The 19,760-nt window shown below is 46.1% G+C and carries 16 protein-coding genes and 1 pseudogene; 16 read left to right on the top strand and 1 reads right to left on the bottom strand.

Going from position 1 to position 19,760, the window contains the following annotated elements; translation table 11 throughout:
- Positions 1-174: 174 nt before the first annotated feature.
- The 9 genes and pseudogenes from BJP58_RS03460 to BJP58_RS03420 all read left to right on the top strand — a co-directional run bounded on the left by BJP58_RS03460 (position 175) and on the right by BJP58_RS03420 (position 8,653).
- Positions 175-750 (top strand): dihydrofolate reductase family protein, encoded by a 576-nt coding sequence (locus tag BJP58_RS03460; protein WP_113059855.1) that lies wholly within the window; start codon positions 175-177, stop codon positions 748-750.
- Positions 751-976: 226 nt separating this feature from the next.
- A complete protein-coding gene (locus tag BJP58_RS03455) occupies positions 977-1,513 on the top strand; it encodes a dihydrofolate reductase family protein (RefSeq protein ID WP_194544799.1) in 537 nt (178 codons plus the stop codon).
- A 1,157-nt stretch (positions 1,514-2,670) separates the two neighbouring features.
- On the top strand, positions 2,671-3,330 hold the full coding sequence (locus tag BJP58_RS03450) for an AlkZ-related protein (protein WP_194542803.1): 660 nt from the start codon (positions 2,671-2,673) through the stop codon (positions 3,328-3,330).
- Positions 3,331-3,740: 410 nt separating this feature from the next.
- Positions 3,741-5,159: a stalk domain-containing protein gene (locus BJP58_RS03445; RefSeq protein ID WP_194542802.1), complete on the top strand. Its 1,419-nt coding sequence runs from the start codon at positions 3,741-3,743 to the stop codon at positions 5,157-5,159.
- A 113-nt stretch (positions 5,160-5,272) separates the two neighbouring features.
- Positions 5,273-5,500, top strand: a complete 228-nt coding sequence (locus BJP58_RS33505; protein WP_233354943.1) for a stalk domain-containing protein — start codon at positions 5,273-5,275, stop codon at positions 5,498-5,500.
- Positions 5,449-5,670: a copper amine oxidase N-terminal domain-containing protein gene (locus tag BJP58_RS33500; protein WP_233354942.1), complete on the top strand. Its 222-nt coding sequence runs from the start codon at positions 5,449-5,451 to the stop codon at positions 5,668-5,670. Before BJP58_RS33505 ends, BJP58_RS33500 begins: the two co-directional genes overlap by 52 nt.
- A gap of 378 nt (positions 5,671-6,048) precedes the next feature.
- A pseudogene (locus BJP58_RS33495) lies at positions 6,049-7,119 on the top strand (serine hydrolase domain-containing protein).
- 186 nt (positions 7,120-7,305) lie between these two features.
- On the top strand, positions 7,306-7,776 hold the full coding sequence (locus tag BJP58_RS03425) for a hypothetical protein (protein WP_194542800.1): 471 nt from the start codon (positions 7,306-7,308) through the stop codon (positions 7,774-7,776).
- Positions 7,777-7,948: 172 nt separating this feature from the next.
- The gene (locus tag BJP58_RS03420; RefSeq protein WP_194542799.1) at positions 7,949-8,653 is read left to right on the top strand and encodes a hypothetical protein; all 705 of its coding nucleotides are present in this window, start codon (positions 7,949-7,951) and stop codon (positions 8,651-8,653) included.
- Between the two features lie 677 nt (positions 8,654-9,330).
- On the opposite strand, the gene BJP58_RS03415 is transcribed toward BJP58_RS03420, so the two are convergent.
- A complete protein-coding gene (locus tag BJP58_RS03415; protein ID WP_194542798.1) occupies positions 9,331-10,173 on the bottom strand; it encodes an AraC family transcriptional regulator in 843 nt (280 codons plus the stop codon).
- 117 nt (positions 10,174-10,290) lie between these two features.
- Here BJP58_RS03415 and BJP58_RS03410 point away from each other — a divergent pair, with 117 nt between their 5' ends.
- The 7 genes from BJP58_RS03410 (at position 10,291) to BJP58_RS03380 (ending at position 19,719) form a co-directional block, all read left to right on the top strand.
- On the top strand, positions 10,291-12,543 hold the full coding sequence (locus BJP58_RS03410; RefSeq protein WP_194542797.1) for an FAD-dependent oxidoreductase: 2,253 nt from the start codon (positions 10,291-10,293) through the stop codon (positions 12,541-12,543).
- A gap of 55 nt (positions 12,544-12,598) precedes the next feature.
- Positions 12,599-14,143 carry a response regulator gene (locus BJP58_RS03405; RefSeq protein ID WP_194542796.1) on the top strand — a complete coding sequence of 515 codons (1,545 nt, stop codon included), beginning with the start codon at positions 12,599-12,601 and terminating at the stop codon, positions 14,141-14,143.
- Positions 14,144-14,184: 41 nt separating this feature from the next.
- Entirely contained in the window at positions 14,185-15,966 is a 1,782-nt protein-coding gene (locus BJP58_RS03400; RefSeq protein WP_194542795.1) for a sensor histidine kinase, read from the top strand.
- Between the two features lie 100 nt (positions 15,967-16,066).
- Positions 16,067-16,342 carry a hypothetical protein gene (locus BJP58_RS03395; protein WP_194542794.1) on the top strand — a complete coding sequence of 92 codons (276 nt, stop codon included), beginning with the start codon at positions 16,067-16,069 and terminating at the stop codon, positions 16,340-16,342.
- Positions 16,343-16,391: 49 nt separating this feature from the next.
- Positions 16,392-17,294 carry an ABC transporter permease gene (locus BJP58_RS03390; protein WP_372238808.1) on the top strand — a complete coding sequence of 301 codons (903 nt, stop codon included), beginning with the start codon at positions 16,392-16,394 and terminating at the stop codon, positions 17,292-17,294.
- Positions 17,288-18,148, top strand: coding sequence for a carbohydrate ABC transporter permease (locus BJP58_RS03385; protein ID WP_194542792.1), 861 nt, complete (start codon positions 17,288-17,290; stop codon positions 18,146-18,148). Before BJP58_RS03390 ends, BJP58_RS03385 begins: the two co-directional genes overlap by 7 nt.
- Before the next feature lie 32 nt (positions 18,149-18,180).
- Positions 18,181-19,719 (top strand): extracellular solute-binding protein, encoded by a 1,539-nt coding sequence (locus tag BJP58_RS03380; RefSeq protein WP_194542791.1) that lies wholly within the window; start codon positions 18,181-18,183, stop codon positions 19,717-19,719.
- The last annotated feature ends 41 nt before the right edge of the window (positions 19,720-19,760 follow it).

Below are 19,760 nucleotides of genomic sequence, written 5' to 3'. Positions count from 1 at the left end.
CAAATACACCTCGACTCGAAGTATTCCCCTGTTCTTATAAGTTGGAAAAACATTAATAGAAATCCCTCTGCATTAATGACATCGTGATTAGCAATCCGTAAGAAACAACCCATGTAGAAATGTCCTATAATGTAGTTAATGTAGATATCTCTTATGAACAAAGGAGTACTAAAGATGAGAAAACTCGTTCTATTTTTGCACGCATCGCTTGACGGCTTTGTAGAAGGGCCTAACGGTGAAATGGACATTGGCTGGGTTTCCTACGATGCTGATTTGGAGAAACACGCAAAAGAAATTCTGAGTACTGCCGACACTGTCATTTGGGGCCGTGGGACTTATCAGATGATGCACAGTTACTGGCCATCTGTGCCTTCGAACCCATCAGCTTCGCAGCATGAACGGAATCATGCCGAGTGGATCGAAAAGACTGCCAAAATCGTTTTTTCCACGACGCTGGAGAAAGTCGAATGGAACAATTCCAGACTGGTGAAAGAAGATGTCGAGGAAGAGATCAAGAACCTCAAACAGCAGCCAGGCGCGGATATGGTCATCCTCGGTAGTCCTAGATTCGCACACTACCTTATGCAGCTTGATTTAATAGATGAGTATAAAATTACGGTTTCTCCCGTCCTAATCGGCAGCGGGTTGCCGTTATTCCAAGGTCTCAAGGAGAAGATCAATCTAAAACTTATCGAAAACAAGACTTTTGATTCTGGAGCCATAGGCCTCGTTTACCAGACGGTTAGATGACCTTTCATTTAGATATCGTGTCCCCTTAGCACAATCTACTTTTGGAGACAAAAACATTGAAGGCAGCCGACCTCAAATCGGCTGCTTTTTTCGTTGTATTCTATCGGGTTGTGCACATTAGCAATCCATGAGAAACCGGTCATGTTGTTGGATGATAAAATGTAGACCTAGAGGAGGCTGCATTGATGATGAATGTGCGAGAAAACCAGGAAGGAGAGTCAGTCGCATGGCAAAGATTGTTTTTGCGTTAAACCAGTCTCTGGACGGGTTCGTCGACCATATGGCATTTCAGCCCGACCCCGTGCTATTCCGTCATTTCATCGAAGACGTGCGCGGTCTAACGGGTTGCCTGTACGGGCGCCGCATGTACGAGACCATGCGGTATTGGGACGGGGACGGAGACCATTTTGAATGGGATGAGCCGGAACGGGAATACGCAGCTGCGTGGCAAAGCAAACCAAAGTGGGTGGTGTCGAGGACGTTAAAGTCCGTCGGTCCGAACGCTTCTCTGATCGAGGGCGACCTCTCGGCGGCCATACGTGGGCTGAAGGCTCAGCATGAAGGGGAGATTGAAGTTGCCGGGCCAGAGTTGGCGCACAGTCTAACGGAGCTCGGTCTCGTTGATGAGTATCGACTCTATCTCCATCCAGTCGTGCTGGGTGACGGCAAGCCGTTATTCGTCGGTCCACGGCCGCCGCTGCGACTCGTGGCAAGCGATCGAATTGGCGAGCAGGTGATCAGGTTGACCTACGTTCCAGCCTAGTTTTGCGGTTGACCCAGCGACCTAAAGGGGCGTAGTTCAATAAAACAGTGGCAATCAATGACTTTATTTTTTCATTCTTGCCGCTGTTTGGGTTACTGTGTGTTAGTCTAGAACTTATTTTTTAAATGCTGACGACTTTCCAACTCTATAACGGCGTCATATCAACAACCTCAGTCTCACACTTTATTTTCTTCGAACAGAAAGATAGATTATACGTCCAACATGTACCTTCATCCCAGTGGAGAATTCAATTTGTGCTATTAAATTTGTTTGAAAGAGTATGGTATTGCTAATCAATTTACGATGAATTAAACAGAATCGGGTTTGTTGCTGTCGGGGGACAAGAGCATAATCCCATTGAGAGTCGCTATTTTAGCGGCTTTTTGTTTTATCGGGCCAAGATCTTGTCCCGATAGCCGATTAGACAGAAATATTTCGTTTTGTAATAATAAAAAGAAAAGTATGACCCCTCCTGAAAATATGTTGTTTGAATTCGGCTGCATAACCAAACTTTTTTCATCAATACTTTTATTATTGGTAGGTACGTGCACAATGTTGAATATTTGAATAAGATTACCTTGAAAAATCTTGCAACTCATACCTCAGGATTACCGATATTGGCAACAATTCACATTTTGTCTAACAACAGATACAATACTTATTCAAATTTTACTGGTGATGATTTATCTGCCTTTTTATCTTATGCTGACTACACGGATAGCATTGATTCGTTTATATATAACGAGCCCATTAAAGATGGGTGAGACAGCCGTTATCCTTGATTCAGTACAGAAAAGCAGATTATTGAACGGACACACTTCTACTGGGAAAAGAGTCCCTCTTTGGGATCATTAAGTGCAGTAATGTTGTCAGGTACCGGCACGGCGATAGGCGGAATAACGTTTACAGGCTCATTAATCTTCCGTAACATAATAACTATGACGGAAGTTGTCACTATCATAATCTATAATAATTTTAGATTCTCGTTCATCTTACTACCCATAACTAAAATAATGGAGTGAATGGGAAAAAGGGATTTATTACCGCGTTATTTCGAAAAAGGTAATATGGGATTAGAAGCATAAATTTTCTGAGATCATGCAGGAAACTTATTCGAGTTGTATCATGAAATTCCAATGGAGTAGGGGGTGTATTGAATGAGTACTATAAATTATGAAGAATTTGTCCAATTAGTAGAAAAATATAAGATTCTTCCGTTCGCAGCATTTATACCAGATTATCCATCGCTGACAACTGCAGCAGATAATAACGATTGGCATTCAGGAACCGGTTCGGATCCGTGGTTGTGGCGCATTCGGATTGTCCAAGACGGTGTTGCTGCATATGGAAAGTTTTTTAGTGATAAGGCCTGTTTCATTCAAACCGATTTTTTTCCCACAGTCAGGTCCATCCTGTCATCCGGCAAAACCATTGAGGTACGATATAATGACGGTCAGATATCAAGAACTGCGTATCATATCTATAATGTCTTGTGCGAGCATGGAAATATCGATTCGCGGAATTTGCGGAAATTGATCGGTTTGGATAAAAAAGAGAACAAAAAAGAATACGAAAAGTCACTGGTTGAACTACAGAATTATGGTGATGTCGTCATCACTGGAGCAGCAAAACAAAATGAAGATGATTCAGGCTGGAACAGTATGTGCTACCAACCTTCGGAATTATGGTTGAGCTCGATTCAGGCAAGAAGTGACGATGTGCTCGTCGATGATGCGAGGATTCGGTTGAAATCGGAATTGTCCGAAATTTGCTCTGAGAAATCTTTTAAATTCTTTGCAAAGAGACTAGCTCTCTGAACATGCTCCCCATGAGAGTTCTTCCGTGTGGAGGTTTTCGTATCTACTGTAAGTAGAGAACAAATATATATTCTTTTTTCACCACCTCGCAATCACACGTCCAATCGAACTTGCACTACGATAAGGACACGTCGATGTCGGGGGGCAAGAACATGGACGCTTTGAAAGTCGCTATTAGCGGCTTTTTTTGTTTTATCAGTACAAGTTCTTTGTCCCAAGTCAAGGACAAGTTCTTGGTCCGATAGCCGATTAGACAGAAATCTAATTAATTTTCATCAGCAACTCTGCGTCCATGGAAGTATCACTTATTCATTTAGAGTCGTAACAGAGAAAAAAATGGGAGCGCAACTTTGTATCAGTTATAAGCGTAATTATCATTTGACACCAGTAGAAGAGGGGATAGAAACAAAATGAATAAGGTTTTATCAGGGCTAGTATTAGTTTTGGTAATGATGATTAGCTTGCCAGGAAAAGCATATATGGAGCAGGCTCCCCTGGATGTAAGCTTTCAGGACGAGCAGTTGGAGCAAGCAATAAAGCAGATTTTAAAAAAAGATGAAAGTGCAGCCGTTACACAGAAAGATATGCAATCATTAACCTTGGTTGATCTTTCAAATCGAGGAATTAAAAGCATTCAAGGCTTGCAATATGCTTCCAATGTGAAATATCTTGACTTGTCCAATAATGAAATTGACGATATTATGCCACTCAAGCCATTGACTAAGATTCGCGAACTTGATATTGCGGACAATCAGATCGCTTCAATTCAGGATTTGTCCGCCATGACGGATTTGGAAATGTTGATCGTAAACCGGAACCAAATTTCGTCGATTGATGTGATCAAGCAGCTTGGGCGTCTGCATACATTCGAAGCGAACGATAATCAAATCTCGAACATTACGCCATTATCGTCGGCCACAGAATTAACATGGTTACAACTGAACGGGAACCAGATCGCGAAAATTCAGCCCTTGAGCAGATTACCCAAGCTAAAGAATTTGGAACTAGCGAGCAATCGATTCTCGGATCTGAGCCCACTTAAGCCGCTGGCCAAAAGTTTAATGAGCCTTAACATCGGAAGCAATCGAATTTCGGATCTCCGTGCGCTTGAAGGGATGACGCTAATGAGGGCTCTTTCCGCGGAAAACAATCAGATCAAGAAACTAGATCCATTGAAAAAAATGTCTAACCTGTCTTCCTTGAATTTAAACTCTAATTTGGTTTACAATCTTGAACCTTTGAAATCCCTAAGCGAACTTCATTATTTACATCTAGCGGATAACCGTGTATGGAATTTGGATCCCATTCGAAATCATACGTTCGATCCTCCTCATTTTGACACGGGAGCAATTAGATACGCGTTGGATTTAAGCGGTAACTATTTGGATTTAAGAAGTACGACCCAAACGTATCAACTTCTCAATAAGCTCGGTGGAGATGGATCCCACCAACTGAAAGCCCAGCAATTAGTGATAGGGAGTAGAACTGCTTACGTAGGAGATAGTTCCTTTAAGTTAAGCGAAGCCCCGTTTATTGCATCGAGCCGCACTTATGTCCCGATTCGATTTGTATCCGAGCGATTGGGTTCGAAGGTAGGGTGGAACCAAAGCAAACAAGAGGTAACGATCAGCAAAGACAACACGACGATCCGTTGGAAAGTGAATGATAAGAAGGCAATCGTGAATGGAAGAACCGTTTCATTTGATGCGCCGTTACTGTTGAAGAAGAATAGTTCGTTTATACCCGTACGCTTCGTGTCCGAGCTGTTAGGATCTCCCGTAGAATACATGGCGAATCCCAAAACTATAATCATATTTGAGCAAAAATAGCTTCATTACGTACTGCCTGATCCCTCCGGCATCATTTGCTGGAGGGTTTTATTTTAAAAAAACAAGGATTGAGTTAGGTCAAGGATATAATCGAACCGCGGGAGGAATCATCTATGAAAAAAACAATAATCGCACTAACTCTTTCTTTAGTGTGCACCTTACTAATCGGTAGTCCAGCGATAAGCTTCGCCAATAATGTTTCGAACACGATTGACAATGGAAAAATCGAAAATGGACGAATGCTGATTCCATTACGTGCTGTTTCAGAGAGATTCAATTCAGAAGTAACTTGGAACCAGGCAAAAAAAGCATTACGATTATTCGTGGCAAACGAGAGCTAGTGCTGCGTGTGAATTCTCGAACAGCTTTATTAAATAACGCCGCTTTCAGCCTTGATGTGCCAGCAAAAATCGATAATGGAACAACTTATGTACCCGCACGTGTTTTTGCTGAAGCTTTTGGCGGAACAGCACTGTGGTCCGGCGTGGGCAGACAAATTATAGAGCCATAATACGGACAGCTACACCAATGCTTTTGCCTTTAGATGCTGAAATGAACAAAAAACAAAATGCTGCCGATTTCAAATTTCAAGCATATAAATTCATGAAAGCAGGGAAGTAAATGAAATGCGTGGAATAAATATACAAATTATCATTATTAGGAGGTTAAGAAATGTCGTTTCCTACACATATTGTATTGGCAGGCGAAAGTGTAGAAGCTGGACACTACGGTAGGCTGCCATAATGCTCAGCTGCTGCTTCTCATTGATATAACGGGCAGGACTATTGAGAAATGGAAACGAATAGATATTTCCAAAACATGTTAATTTAATGTGATTTCACATTCGAATAATGTATGAATCATAAATTTAAAAGGAGTAACTTTTACAATGGAGGATTTAGAAATTATTGTTTCAGATTACACGAAAGATAAGAAACATTTACATCTTGTTATCGGGATTATTAGGGAGAAAGATATTGAATACCATTCATTTAGTAATAATAAAAAGAAAAGTATGATCCCTCCTGAAAATATGTTGTTTGAAATCGGCTCCATAACCAAAGTTTTCACATCCATACTTCTATTAGAAATGGAACGGGAAAAACTGCTTTCCTCGGATGACATGGTTGGTAAGTTCGTGCAAAACGTTGAAAACGATTATTTGAATAAGATTACCTTGAAAAGTCTTGCTACTCATACCTCAGGATTACCTATATTAGCAACAAACCACATATTGGCTAAAAAAAGATCGAATCCTTATTCAATGTATACCGAGGAAGATTTAACTGCTTTTTTATCTGATGCTGACTACACGGATAGCATTGGTTCGTTTGGATATTCCAATATCGGTGTGGCCATACTGGGAAACATTCTATGTAAGGTGTCAGGAAGCAAGTATGACAAACTATTAAAAAAATATATTACGAGCCCATTAAAGATGAATGAGACAGCCGTTATGCTTGATTCAGAATAGGATGGCAGGTTTCTGAATGGACATGCTTCAACTGGTAAAAGAGTCCCTCATTGGGATCTTTCTATACATGAAGGAGCTGGGGGTATTAAGTCATCTGTTAGCGATTTGAGTTTATTTGTCCAAGCCAATCTAGTTGATGATAATCCGATAGCCTCTACGCTACAAAAAAGTCATCTCCCTATATGGAACGGAAATTCAAACCATTATTTTGGCTGGGGTGAGGATAAACTTCTAGATAAAGGTATCCTCTGGCATAACGGGGGTTCAGCTGGTTTTAATAGTTATCTGGCTTTCAACAAGGAACTCCGTGTAGGAGTTGTATTGCTATCAAATTATTCTTTTTTCTCGAATTCTCTTATGGATTATTATTTTGCTCAATTCATAAAATGGATTACTAAAAAAGAGCCTTCTCAGGGAACTATGATAGACTCTACAGGTAAAAAAATATTTGAAGCAATCATGTGTAGAGAAAAGTCATTAAAGTAACGGGAAACGTTAGCTTAATGAAGACATTTGAAGGCAGCCGACCCCAAAGCCGGCTGCTTTTTCCTCAATTAACGGGCAGGGTAGTTCAATGGTTTTCGCGAATACCCTACATATGGTTTATTTACGAAGTTCGTGAATAAGACGTTAGGCGAAAGTATAGAAATTTTCATAAAAGGAGGTCAAAACATGATTGGCCCGGTATTTCTAAGAGGTGAATTAATAAATAAGTTTAAAGAGCATCTCATCAACACTGAATATCATTATGTAGTTCATAGCGGTATAGCAAATATAAATAGTATAGCTGAGAGATTTGAATTCGAAAAATTGGACGATCTACTCGATAAATTCATTGGCTCAGACTATCCTATAGTGTGCAAATCAGGAAGTAAAAGTGCAATTCCATTTTGGGATTACCACGTTGCTGTAAACAGTTCTAGGTATGATAAAGAGGTTGTCGTAACTGAATTGTTAATTCGAGAACCAAAGGACAGTAACATGACAAAAGGAGTTTTAATGGCTTTCTATATGTTGATTAATGACCGGTACAAATATGAAAGATTAATAGTACCTATAAAAATGACTGAAATTATTGGATATGAAGATATAGGGATTGATTCAAAAAATGATGAGACTATTTTATTTAGAAAGCATTCGTGAGTGTACTCGTGGAAGTCTATACCCTTCGCCTAACACAATATTCACGCGTCGGACATTCCTCCTCGGTCCGGCGTTCGCCGGACACCCAGCATTCGCGGGGTCGTGAATACAGGAACGTTATAAGAAATCACCGCAAAACATAAAAACCAAATCGATGAGAGTGATTATTTGAATGGGGAATAATAAATTTCTATTTATACTTTTAATTCTTCTTATTCTAGTTGGATGTAATGGAGAAACATTTGAACCTGAACAAGTGACTGAAGAGAGCAAAACAATTGAATTCATTAACGATGACCATGATATTTATGTTTATGGGAGATTATCAGAACATGGTGATAAGATTTCAGATTTTGTTATTAGATATAATAAGGGTGAAGTTGGCCCGTTTCAATGGATCCAAAGTTCGTTGAGAGATCCGATAATTTACATTGAAGATATTAATCAAGATAATCAAAATGAAATCGTCTTTATCAACATTTTAGATCATGGAACTGGAATTATACTTTCGGAAGCGCATGTAATATCAATCAATTCGGTCGAAGCCATCGTTGAACCTATACAAGATATTATCAAAGAGAATGTAACATTTTCAGGAAGAAAAGTTTATTTAGGAGATAGCTTGATATATGAATCATCAAAGTATGGTGACTTAAAGGCATATTATGACGATTGGATAAACTATAAAGTGGTCGATAGGAAGTTAATTGGTGGTGTGAGAATTGGTGATGGCAGAACAGAACAATATGCCGGTTATTTGGAAGTGGAGTATGCTTTTCGCGAGGGGAAATATATTGCACAAGAAATTAGACACATTGATGACGACAAGATGCAAACCGAAGGAACACCGTTACAATTTACAAAACGAAAGAACTAGTGAGTAAGGCTTCGAGGGCGAAGTCATCTTATAACACCATGTTCACGCATCAGGCATTCGCCCTCAGTCCGGCACGAAGTTAGAAGCGGAATTAGCCGGACACACCTGTTCCACCTAACCGCATCGCGGCCGCCCCTTTCGGGGCTTAAGGTAGTGAGGGTTCGTGAATGCCTGAACGTTAGCCGAAAGCTGAATAGAGCATAAAGTAGAGGACCTGAATAAATCTAAAAATATCATAACTATATTAGCAGTTGTAGTTATAATTCTAGTTGTTTTTCTAATATATTCTATGAATTTACAATTGAACAGTAAAGAGATTTTAAAATACAAACAAAACATCATTGATATGTACAAATTATGATGAATTTACTCAATAATATCGTACGGTCCCGTCATCCGGATCGGCCGCTTAGCATCCCCGTCTCCCTAAGCGAGAGAGACAATTCGTGGTGTCCGACAAGGCCAGGCCTACCACTGCCGGAACAGGAAGATCATCTTCGAGCGGTTCATCCGCAGCGATAACAAGAAGCACATCGCGGCCTGGCCTTGGCCATACGTTCAGCAGGTTGCTGGCGCAAGCTTAAGGCAGGCAGCTAACGCTTAGGGGAAGCTCGGAACAAGGAAGCGTATTTGTTCTTTCGCTTCCGACTATTGTATAGAGGGGATTGTGGCAGGCATTAGACCCGGTTCGTTTTCCGGTAAGCGGAAGGACTGACTTTCATTAGCTTTGTGAACACGCGGCTGAGGTAGAAGCCATTGTTGAAGCCGCAAGCCAATGCGATCTGCTCTAAATTCAGCTGGGTATCGACGAGCAAGGACTTTGCTTGCTCCAGCCTAATATGGCTTAAATAGCGCGAAGGAGTCATCCCCACGATTCGGGAGAATCTGCGGGTGAGCTGAACGGGACTGATGCCCAGCTCGTTCGCAAGCACCAGCATGCTCATGTCCTTATAGGCGTTCTGCAGGATATAGAGCCGTGCCTGTTCCATCAGAGGATCGGCAGGTTCTTTGTCTTCGTCAACCACGCCGGCCGCTATCGACTGCAAACAAAACAGCCAAATATCGTTCAGCGCATGGTTTTGCCAATAGCTCCGCTGATCGATATCCGCGGCAGCTTCGTCCTGCCTCTTGAAATATCTCAAATTATCGGCAAACCTCTCTTTATGAGTCACGACAGGCTTGTAGGCAGAAGCCGCCAAACGAAGGTGGACGTTCTGCTCTGCCTCTTGCGCTGCAACCGCCTCTCTCGATATGGAACCTAACGAAAATCCGATGAAATGAAAGGATGGCGCATGGATAACGTCGCGATGAAAATCGACGCCCGGTGGGCAAACGATGACGTCGCCCATCTGCGCCACTCCCTCGCTATCGCCGATTCCATAACGGAAGCTGCCGCCCTCCACAGCAAATAGAACCCAATGTCCGTAGGTGTCCATGCTGTATTGAAATTTCTTCTTACGATTCCAAAAAACATGATGCATTAGGCTAGGATATAGGATGGAGCTTCGATTCGACATCATCACCGCAATCAGCCTCCAGAATGAAATAAAGTATATGCCAATATGATAGCGCAGTGCATGTTAAATAACGACCCCCTCAATTAAAATGATAGTAATTCTAGACCTTGGGGGATTCGATTGAAGTTTGAATTAGTAAAATCCGATATTACCGTTATTGGCGGAGGCTTGGCCGGCGTATGTGCTGCCGTTGCAGCCGCACGTCTCGGCCAAACTGTGTCGCTCGTGAACAACAGACCCGTACTCGGAGGCAATTCTAGCAGCGAGGTACGGGTGTGGGTATGCGGCGCTACGGCGCATGGCACGCAGCGTTACGCGAGAGAAACCGGCATCATGGGAGAAATGTTCGTCGAGAACCAATTCCGGAACCCGGATGGAAATTCGTATTTATGGGATCTCGTAGTACTCGAGACGGTCCGAGCAGAGCCGAACATTGCCTTGTTTCTCAATACGGATGTGCACGAGGTCGAAGCGGAGGGCGCTGAGGAGGAGCGCATTATTAAGTCGGTTACAGGCTGGATGATGGGCTCCGAGCGGAAAATCCGGTTTGAAAGCGATATGTACATAGATTGTACAGGAGATGGCCTTGCGGGTTTTCTGGCAGGCGCTAAATACCGGATCGGCCGCGAGGCAGCAGAGGAATACAACGAGGACTGGGCGCCGGAGACGGCGGACGATATTACGCTTGGCAGCACGCTCCTGTTCTATACGAAGGAGGCCGATCGGCCGGTCAAATACATTCCGCCGAGCTTTGCGAAGGACATTACCCAAACGGCGATCCCGATGAAGCGGGTTATTCGCAGCGGCGACTCAGGCTGCCACTATTGGTGGATCGAATGGGGCGGCGAGCTGGATACGGTACATGATAATGAACGAATACGCGATGAGCTCTGGTCGGTCATTTACGGGGTATGGGATTATATCAAAAACTCAGGCAATTTTGATGCCGATCGCATGACGCTGGAATGGGTCGGATCGATCCCTGGCAAACGGGAGTACCGCCGATTCACAGGAGATTATATGTTGAACCAAAACGATATTATCGCACAGGAGCCCTTCACCGATCGCATCGCCTTCGGAGGTTGGTCAATTGATCTTCATCCGCCGCAAGGCATGTATTCGACGGAAAGCGGTTCGAAGCATTTATATTCGGACGGCATCTATCATATCCCTTTTCGGTGTCTGTACTCCAGCAACGTCAGCAATCTGATGTTCGCAGGCCGCGATATCAGTGCAACTCACGTCGCATTCGGTACGACGAGGGTCATGGCAACCTGTGCCGTCATCGGCGAAGCAGCCGGAAGCGGCGCCGCACTGTGCGTGCAGAAAGGGATATCGCCGCGTGCCCTGCACCGTGACCATATGAACGACCTGCAGCAGACGATGCTCAGGCAGGATGCGTCGATTATCGGGATCGCGGCAGACGACCCTTACGATCACGCCAAGTCGGCCCGTATTACGGCATCCAGTACAACGACCAAAGTTTCGCTGACGGACTCAACCTTTACACACCCGCTGGACAAAGAACTGGGCATCCTGTTTCCAGTGAATCCCTCGCTTGAATCAGTGGCGCTGCTGATCGATGCGGTAAAGGCTGCTACTCTTGAAGTGGAGCTGTGGCATACTGATAAAGGTGAAAACTACGTGCCGAAGCAGATGGTGGCTGAAGCATCGGTGTCAGTAGCCGAAGGTACCGCGCAGTGGGTAAAGCTGGACCTCGTTTGGCAGCCCGATGCAGCCTGCAATGCATTCCTTATTATTAAGGCAAACGAAGCGATTCAGCTTCACGGATCGAATCGTCCGATGACCGGCGTGCTGTGCTTTGAGAAGGGACCAAAGCCGATCGTCTCTACTCTTTTAGAGGATCGTCAGCCTGATCAGCCGGTCGTACAGTGGAGCATGCGCCGTTGGAACCGCAAGCCTCTATGTCTGCAGGTTACGCCAAATACGGAAGCGTACGCTCCCGCTGCGGTGACGGACGGGTATATTCGGCCGTTCGCCGGTCCGCATTTGTGGATGTCCGAGCCGATGTCTCCAGGCAATCCGGAATGGCTGCAGCTGGAGTGGGCTGAAGTACAATCGATCGCCGAGGTCCACATCACCTTTAACGACGACGTTAATGAAGACTTAATAAATTTGCACCATCATCGCACCGCTTTCGAAGCGATTCCCGAGCTCGTCCGAGCTTATCGGATTGAGGCGCTCATCGGTGAGGAATGGGTCACGCTGGCTGATGAGAAGCACAACCATAAGCGCAAAAAAGTGCATAAGCTCAACGATTCCATCATGTCACATACGATTAGACTATGGATCGATGAAACGAACGGAGGACCACGCGCGGAGGTTGCCGAAATAAGAGTCTATGCTCTATAATGGAATAAAATAAATGACAGCGCTTTCATTTATGGGCATTAAAGGAGAGGATATCATGGCCATTAAGCCGCTTGGCGTATTGATCGTCGAAGATGAAATTCCTCTGCGGCAAGAGCTTCGGATATTTCCATGGGAGGCGTGCGGAGCCGAATGGATAGGGGAAGCAAGCAACGGCTCGGAAGCGATGCAGTTATGTGCTGAACGCACGCCAGATGTCGTGATAACGGATATTACGATGCCGGTTATGGACGGCATTGCTCTCATTCGGGAACTCCGGAAGCGGCACCCGAACGTCCAGATCATATTGTTAACCTGTCACAGCGATTTTCATTACGTACAAGAAGCGCTCCGTCTCGGAGCGCTTGAATATATTTTGAAGGTGTCACTGGAGGAAGAAGAGCTTAAGCAGGCGATGGATAAAGTGAGAGCTGCGGTCGTCAAGGAGCGCATGCTGCAGGAGCATGCGAGAAGGGAGCAGAGGCAGCTGCAAGCCGACTTATTCGGCAAGCTGCTTCACGGGCACGAGCCAACCGGCTCCGATTGGCAGTCGATGACGCTAAGCGTAGATCGTCCAATTCGACTGGCAAGACTTCAGCTAGATATTACTCCATCAGCCTATCTACCTGTGAAAGACACGGTTCAACAGCGGCTGACCGAGCAGGAAAACAGGGATCCAAATTGGCTGACTTGGCTGACGGTACGGGAGCGGGAATATTTTGTTCTGCTTGAAGGCAGAACTCCTCCCAATGCTGTTCTTGAGTCACTCCGCACGGTCGTTCAACATTTGACGGAGCTGTTGAATCGGGAAGAGACCAAGCAGGAGAGCTTGGCGACAGTACATGCCATTTTTAGCAAACCGGTCACATCGAAGGAAGGAGTTGCATCGGCGCTCGCCTATTCGAACGAGTGGAAAGATGCGCTGTTTTTCGACCGATGTCCCGAGGAAAGCGCTGTGTACGCTCAGCATTCGTTGCCTCTATCGGATCTGACGGAAAAGAAAACGAAGGAATTAAACGAGCTGCTGAGAAAAGCATCCTTGTCTCCTGCGAGCTTGAAGGAATGCTTGCTTGGCGAGTTCAGGGACTGGTGCATTGCAGAGCGTGTGAAGCCTAGTCAACTGAAGGAGTGGATACTCAATTGGCAGGTTGATTGGCACAGGCAGCAAGAGGGCGCTGAGCTGAGCGCAGCCCGTATGAGGTTATTAATGGACGCAGGAACGTTAGCTGAGATGCTCGCCAATATTGTTCAGAATATAGAAGCTGCCGAGCTAGGGAAGTCGCATTCGCGCTTTGAGATTCGTTTGGCCGTGCAATGGATCAAAGACCATCTCAAGGAGCCGATCTCGCTGGCTGTTATTTCGAAGCAGGTAGGGCTGAGCCCACATTATATCAGCAAATTGTTTCGTGAGGAAACGGGGAGTACGGTCAATCAGTATATTACCCGTCTTCGTATGGAGAAGGCGATCGAGCTTCTTAGGCATTCGAATAAGAAGGTATATGAAGTCGCGGAAGAGGTCGGCATTCCGAGCTACCGTTATTTCACTGTTACGTTTCGAAATTGGACCGGGGTATCGCCGACGGACTATAAACGGAAAGGCTGAAAGCACGGGAGAGTGAGAACGAGCGCGAAGGAAGGGTGGAAATGACGAAACTGTTTCATTGGTATGCCAGCCTTGGTCTCGCTACCAAGCAGTTTATTTATTTGTTCATCGTGACGCTGCTACTCGTTCAAGTGCTTGCATGGCGAAACCTCCACGAGGCTGAAAGTCTGCTTCGGAATCAAGTCATTCGCGATGCAGAGCTGCTCGTCAGCCGGACGAATCAATATATCGATGCAAGTTTGGACAGTGTGGAAAATATGCTGCTACTACTCTCGACCCGCGCTGATTTGCTGGAGGAAGGGAATGAGGAGGCAGCCGTTGAGACGCTGCGCAAGTTCGCGGGGATTAACAACTCCATTGCCAGAACGTTGTACATGATTCGAGCTGACGGCGAAGTATTTTCAAGCTCGCAGGTCGTTCATGACATCATAGGCAATCCAAAGCTGAATCAGCTCTATGAGCTGGCGCTTATTAACTACGGGGCTATTAATGTGAGCGAACCTTATGATTCGCCAATGTCGGGGCGAACGCTTGCTTACGTCTTACCTATTGCGGGTGCAGGAAATAAGGTGAAGGGTGTCGTAGTCGCCGAACTTAATCTCGATTTGCTCACGGAGCGTATTGCGCCGATGATCTATCAATCTTATATACTGTTCACGAAGGAAGGCAGTGTCATTAATCGGCTGGATTCCCGCGATAAGCTGCTCCCCTTCCAAGCGGCCTCGTATCCGCCGAAGCTGGAGGAGAGCTTTCGCGGGCAGCTCGCCTTACTCAAAGTCGGCGTCAGCGGCATAGAAGGGGATTCCTTGAATCCACTCGTTGCCGTGAAGTCGACCAAAAACCGTCTAGGCTGGTCGCTCGCAGCGTTCATCGAAGAGGATTATTTCTATCAGGACCTGCAGAGACTGAACAACAACTACCGGACCGCGAGTATCGTATGGATCATTATGCTTCTGATCAGCGCATATCTGCTCAGCCGATCGTTCACGCATCCGATTCGCCGATTTGTCGAGAAGATGGACCGTCTTAACAACTTTGAGGTCGTGGCGAAGCTGCCTGTCACGAGAATGGACGAAATCGGCAGGCTAACGCAGAGCTACAATGCCATGCTCGAGAGGATTCAGAGCTTGCTCCTGAAGACGAAAAATGCGGAGGAGCAGAAGAAGGAATACGAGCTGAAGATGCTGCGAAGCCAGATTGCGCCCCATTTTCTGTACAATACCCTTGCCTGCATAAGCAGCTTGGCAAAGCAGCAGCGTATCGACGAGCTTCGCGATACGATTCGTTCGCTGGTCAAGCTATTAAGCTTCAGCTTCGACAAGCAATCGGAATACGTATCGCTTGAGGAGGAGCTGGAAGGGCTGCGAATGTACATGCATATTCAGCAGGTGCGCTATGGGGAACAATATCAGTTTAGGATTGATATCAATCCTGACCTTCTGCAGTATCGCATACTTAAGCTTACGCTGCAGCCGCTCGTAGAAAATGCACTCTTCCATGGACTAACGCCAAATCACGGCGGGCTTATCATCGTGAAAGGCGGGCTGATGAAGGGGATTCTGAGACTCTATGTGCGCGATAACGGGATAGGCATCAAGCGGGAGAAGCGGAGCAGGCTGCTGTTGGAAAATCAGGATGGTGGGCAGCGCTCCATGTACCGGTTTACGGGCATCGGGCTGCGGAACGTGCATGAGCGGATTCGGATCCATCACGGCGAGACGTACGGCTTGCGGATCGGAGGCGCGGAGGGGGCCGGAACTGTTGTCCGCGTCGATATGCCCGTCCTGAAGGAATACGACGAACGATTAGGTATTTGGCGTTAACCAAAAACGATACCCAGGCTGTCACGTGGTTTCTTCAGACCATTCGTGACAGCCTTTACTATTAATCGTTGATAGATTCGTTTACCGTATGGCGAGATTTTTGCCAGAAGGCGTCCCTGATCAGATTCAGTCGCTGGCGGCCGCAAACTATCAGCAAATTGCTGAGTTCGGCGTTACAACAATAACCATCAACTCATTTCAATTTCAAATTATGGATATTGATGCAGATGAATCAAATTTCGAGGCTAATGATTATGAACGAAATGCGTACATTTTTTACGTTTCTGTGTATATCGAGGAGGCGTCAGGACCTTTATACTTACCTTATTGGAAGCGCATTCAAACTATGGAGGGATACAATGGAAGCCAATCATAGCCTAACGCCAGCCCCTCGGATACGGCCTTCTCCGCGGACAAAGCTGCTCATGATTTTAAAATTGGCATGGCGGTTTAAAGCCTTTTACGTCATGCTGCTGCCCGGCATTATTTATTTTGTCATATTTCGGTACTTCCCGATGTACGGAGTCATTATCGCCTTCAAAGATTTTGCGATCCTGGACGGCATAACGGGCAGCTCGTGGGTCGATCCGTGGTATAAGCATTTTCAGAGCTTTTACGAGTCGCCTTACTTCAGCCAGCTGTTGACCAATACACTGTTGATCAGCCTCTACAAACTGTTATGGGGGACGCTGCCACCGATCATGCTGGCCGTGCTGCTGAACGAATGCCGCGTTCGCTGGCTGAAGTCGATCGTACAAACGCTGACTTACATGCCGCACTTCTTGTCTTGGGTTATTATTTTCGGCATTCTTTTGACACTCTTCTCCCAGAACGGCGGTCTTATAAACCGCTGGATTGTGGAAGCGGGGGGAAGCTCGATCCCGTTTTTGACCTCGACGGAATATTTCCGCAGCATACTGGTCGGATCGGAGGTATGGCAAAATCTCGGCTGGGGTGCGATTATCTATTTAGCCGCGATGGCGGGCATCGATCCGACACTTTACGAGGCGGCGAAGGTGGATGGTGCCAGCCGTATGCGAATGATTTGGCATATTACGCTTCCTGGCATTAGAAGCATTATCGTCCTGCTGTTCGTTCTGAAGCTTGGCCATCTGCTTGATGCAGGCTTTGATCAAATTTACATTCTGTACAATATTCAGGTATACCCGGTTGCGGACATCATCGACACATGGGTTTACCGAACAGGTCTGCAGCAGCTTAATTTCAGCTTGGCATCGGCAGTCGGATTGTTCAAATCGGTGATCGGACTCATCCTTGTGCTAGGTGCTAATCGCGTGGCGAAGAAATGGGGTGAGGGCATATGGTAAGAGGCCTCGATGATAAAATTTTTAACACAATCATATACGTCATACTCGGAATATGCGGACTTGTCGCCATTCTGCCGATCCTTTATGTCGTGTCCGTATCCATCACTCCGTTCGGAGAAGTGCTGCGCAACGGCGGATTCATATTGTTCCCGAAGGAAATTACGTTTTCCGCTTACCGCACGCTGCTGACGGAGTCCAATATTCCGAAGGCGTTCCAAATTACCGTTCTCATTACGGTGATCGGAACAGCGGTCAATCTCGTCTTGACGGGACTGATGGCGTACCCGCTCAGCCGCCGGAATTTGCCGGGAAGAAACTTTTTTCTGCTCATGATCGTATTTACCTTGTTGTTCAGCGGAGGGCTTATTCCGACCTATCTGGTCGTTAAGTCGATGGGGCTGCTCGATTCTATCTGGGCGATGATTCTGCCAAATGCAGTCTGGAGCTTTAACGTTCTTATTATGAAAAGCTTTTTTGAAGGGCTGCCGGAGGAGCTGTTTGAGTCGGCCCGAATGGATGGAGCCAAAGAGTTCCGTATCCTGCTGCAAATCGTTACGCCGCTTTCCGTTCCTGTCTTGTTGACGGTTGGATTGTTTTACCTGGTCGGCCATTGGAACGAGTTTTTTCAAGCGATTTTTTATGTGACCGATCGCACGCTGTATCCGCTGCAGGTCGTCGTCCGGGAAATTCTGATGCAAAGCCAGCAGCCGCTAGAGAACGCAGAAAATATGATGCCGACGCAAACGATGCAAATGGCATCCGTCATGATTGCGAGCTTGCCGGTCATCGTGATCTATCCGTTTCTTCAAAAGCATTTTACAAAAGGGATGCTGCTTGGTTCGATTAAAGGTTGACCGATGAAACCATTCAGAGAGGGGTTAAGATCATGAAGAAATTAGGGACTTTGCTAGTAGCCGTTTCATTAGCGGGGGCTATGCTTTCTGCTTGTTCGGGGGGAAACAGCAGCGAGAATCCGGGAAACCCTTCGGGCGCTACCGCCAAGCCCGGAACGGAAACGATGGAGCAGCCTAACGGCAAACCGGTTAAGCTCGACATTATCGAGACGGGGAACAATCTTCCGACGCCCGATAAAGATATAATTAAGCAGGAATTGGATAAGGCGCTGAATATCGACCTGAACCTGACAGTGTATCCAGCAGCGGACGATTACAACAATCAACTAAACGTTCGGATGTCTTCGGGGAACTTTCCCGACCTGTTCATGGTCGACCGGCAGCAGCTCATTCAATTTTCCAAGCAAGGGCTGCTTCTCGATCTGACGCCGTATATGGATAAATTGGAGCAAACGGTAGCGTTCATCGGAGAGGACAGCGTCAAGAAGGGGATGGTCGACGGGAAAGTATATGGCATCTCCAAATCTCCGCAAATCCCTTACAACACCTTATGGATCCGAAAGGATTGGCTCGACAAGCTGAAGCTGGAGGTGCCGACGACCGTAGAGCAGTTGGCTTCCGTAGCGGAAGCGTTCACTAAGAATGATCCGGATGGAAATGGCAAGCCGGACACCTTCGGTCTGACGGGCAGCAAGCTGAGTGCATTCTCGACCGTTTTCGGAGCCTTCGGCGTCGGAATGCCAGGCAACTTCTACGAGAAGGACGGTAAAGTCGTCAGTGCGCTGCATGAACCGGCAATGAAGGATGCTTTGGCCTTTATTAAGGACATGATTGAATCCGGATCGGTTGATCCGGAGCTGCTCGCCAATAGCGGATTGCAGCATCAAGAGAAGGCGATCAAAGGGCAGGCGGGCATCGTCTATATCGATTGGCCTAACATGACGAAGGAGCAGTTCGTGGAACAGATCAAAACCGTTAATCCGAATGCGGAATGGCTGCAAATCGCCGCTCCATCGGGTACAGGAGGACAATTCGACGGTTCGTGGGATATCGGTGCAGCGCCTGGTAGATATGCCATTCCGAAAGCGCTTGAGAAAGACCCGGAGAAGCTGCAGCGGGTGTTCGATCTCCTCAACTATATTTCGAATCCGGACGGAGGCTCGTTGCTCGTGCAGTTCGGGGTGAAGGATACACACTTCACACTTGAGGACGGCAAGCCGTTGATGACGGACAAAGCGGGCGAGGTTGGCCATTCTTGGCTGTACCAATTCACCGGCAGACCGGAAATGGAATATTTGCAAGCGAAGTTCGCCGCACAATCGGCTGCAATCGAATTCGCGAACGATCAACCCCGTATTGAAGCGTTGAACGGATTCGTCGACAATCCGGAGGGGTATAACCCTGCCGATGCGACTCGATACATGGAAGAGGAGATCGCGAAGTTTATTTACGATAAACGTCCATTGACCGAATACGATGACTTTATCAAGACGCTGGAAACGTCTATGAACTACAAAGCGTTAGTGGACAGCGCTATGGATCAGCTCAAGGCGCTCGGTTACGGGGACTAAATAACGGGAATGAAAGGCCGACCTCATTCGATGCAGGTCGG

It is taken from the genome of Paenibacillus sp. JZ16 (assembly GCF_015326965.1).
Classification (GTDB): Bacteria; Bacillota; Bacilli; order Paenibacillales; family Paenibacillaceae; genus Paenibacillus_AQ.
Note: the sequence above shows the minus strand (reverse complement) of the source record. Positions and strands in the feature narration are given on the sequence as shown.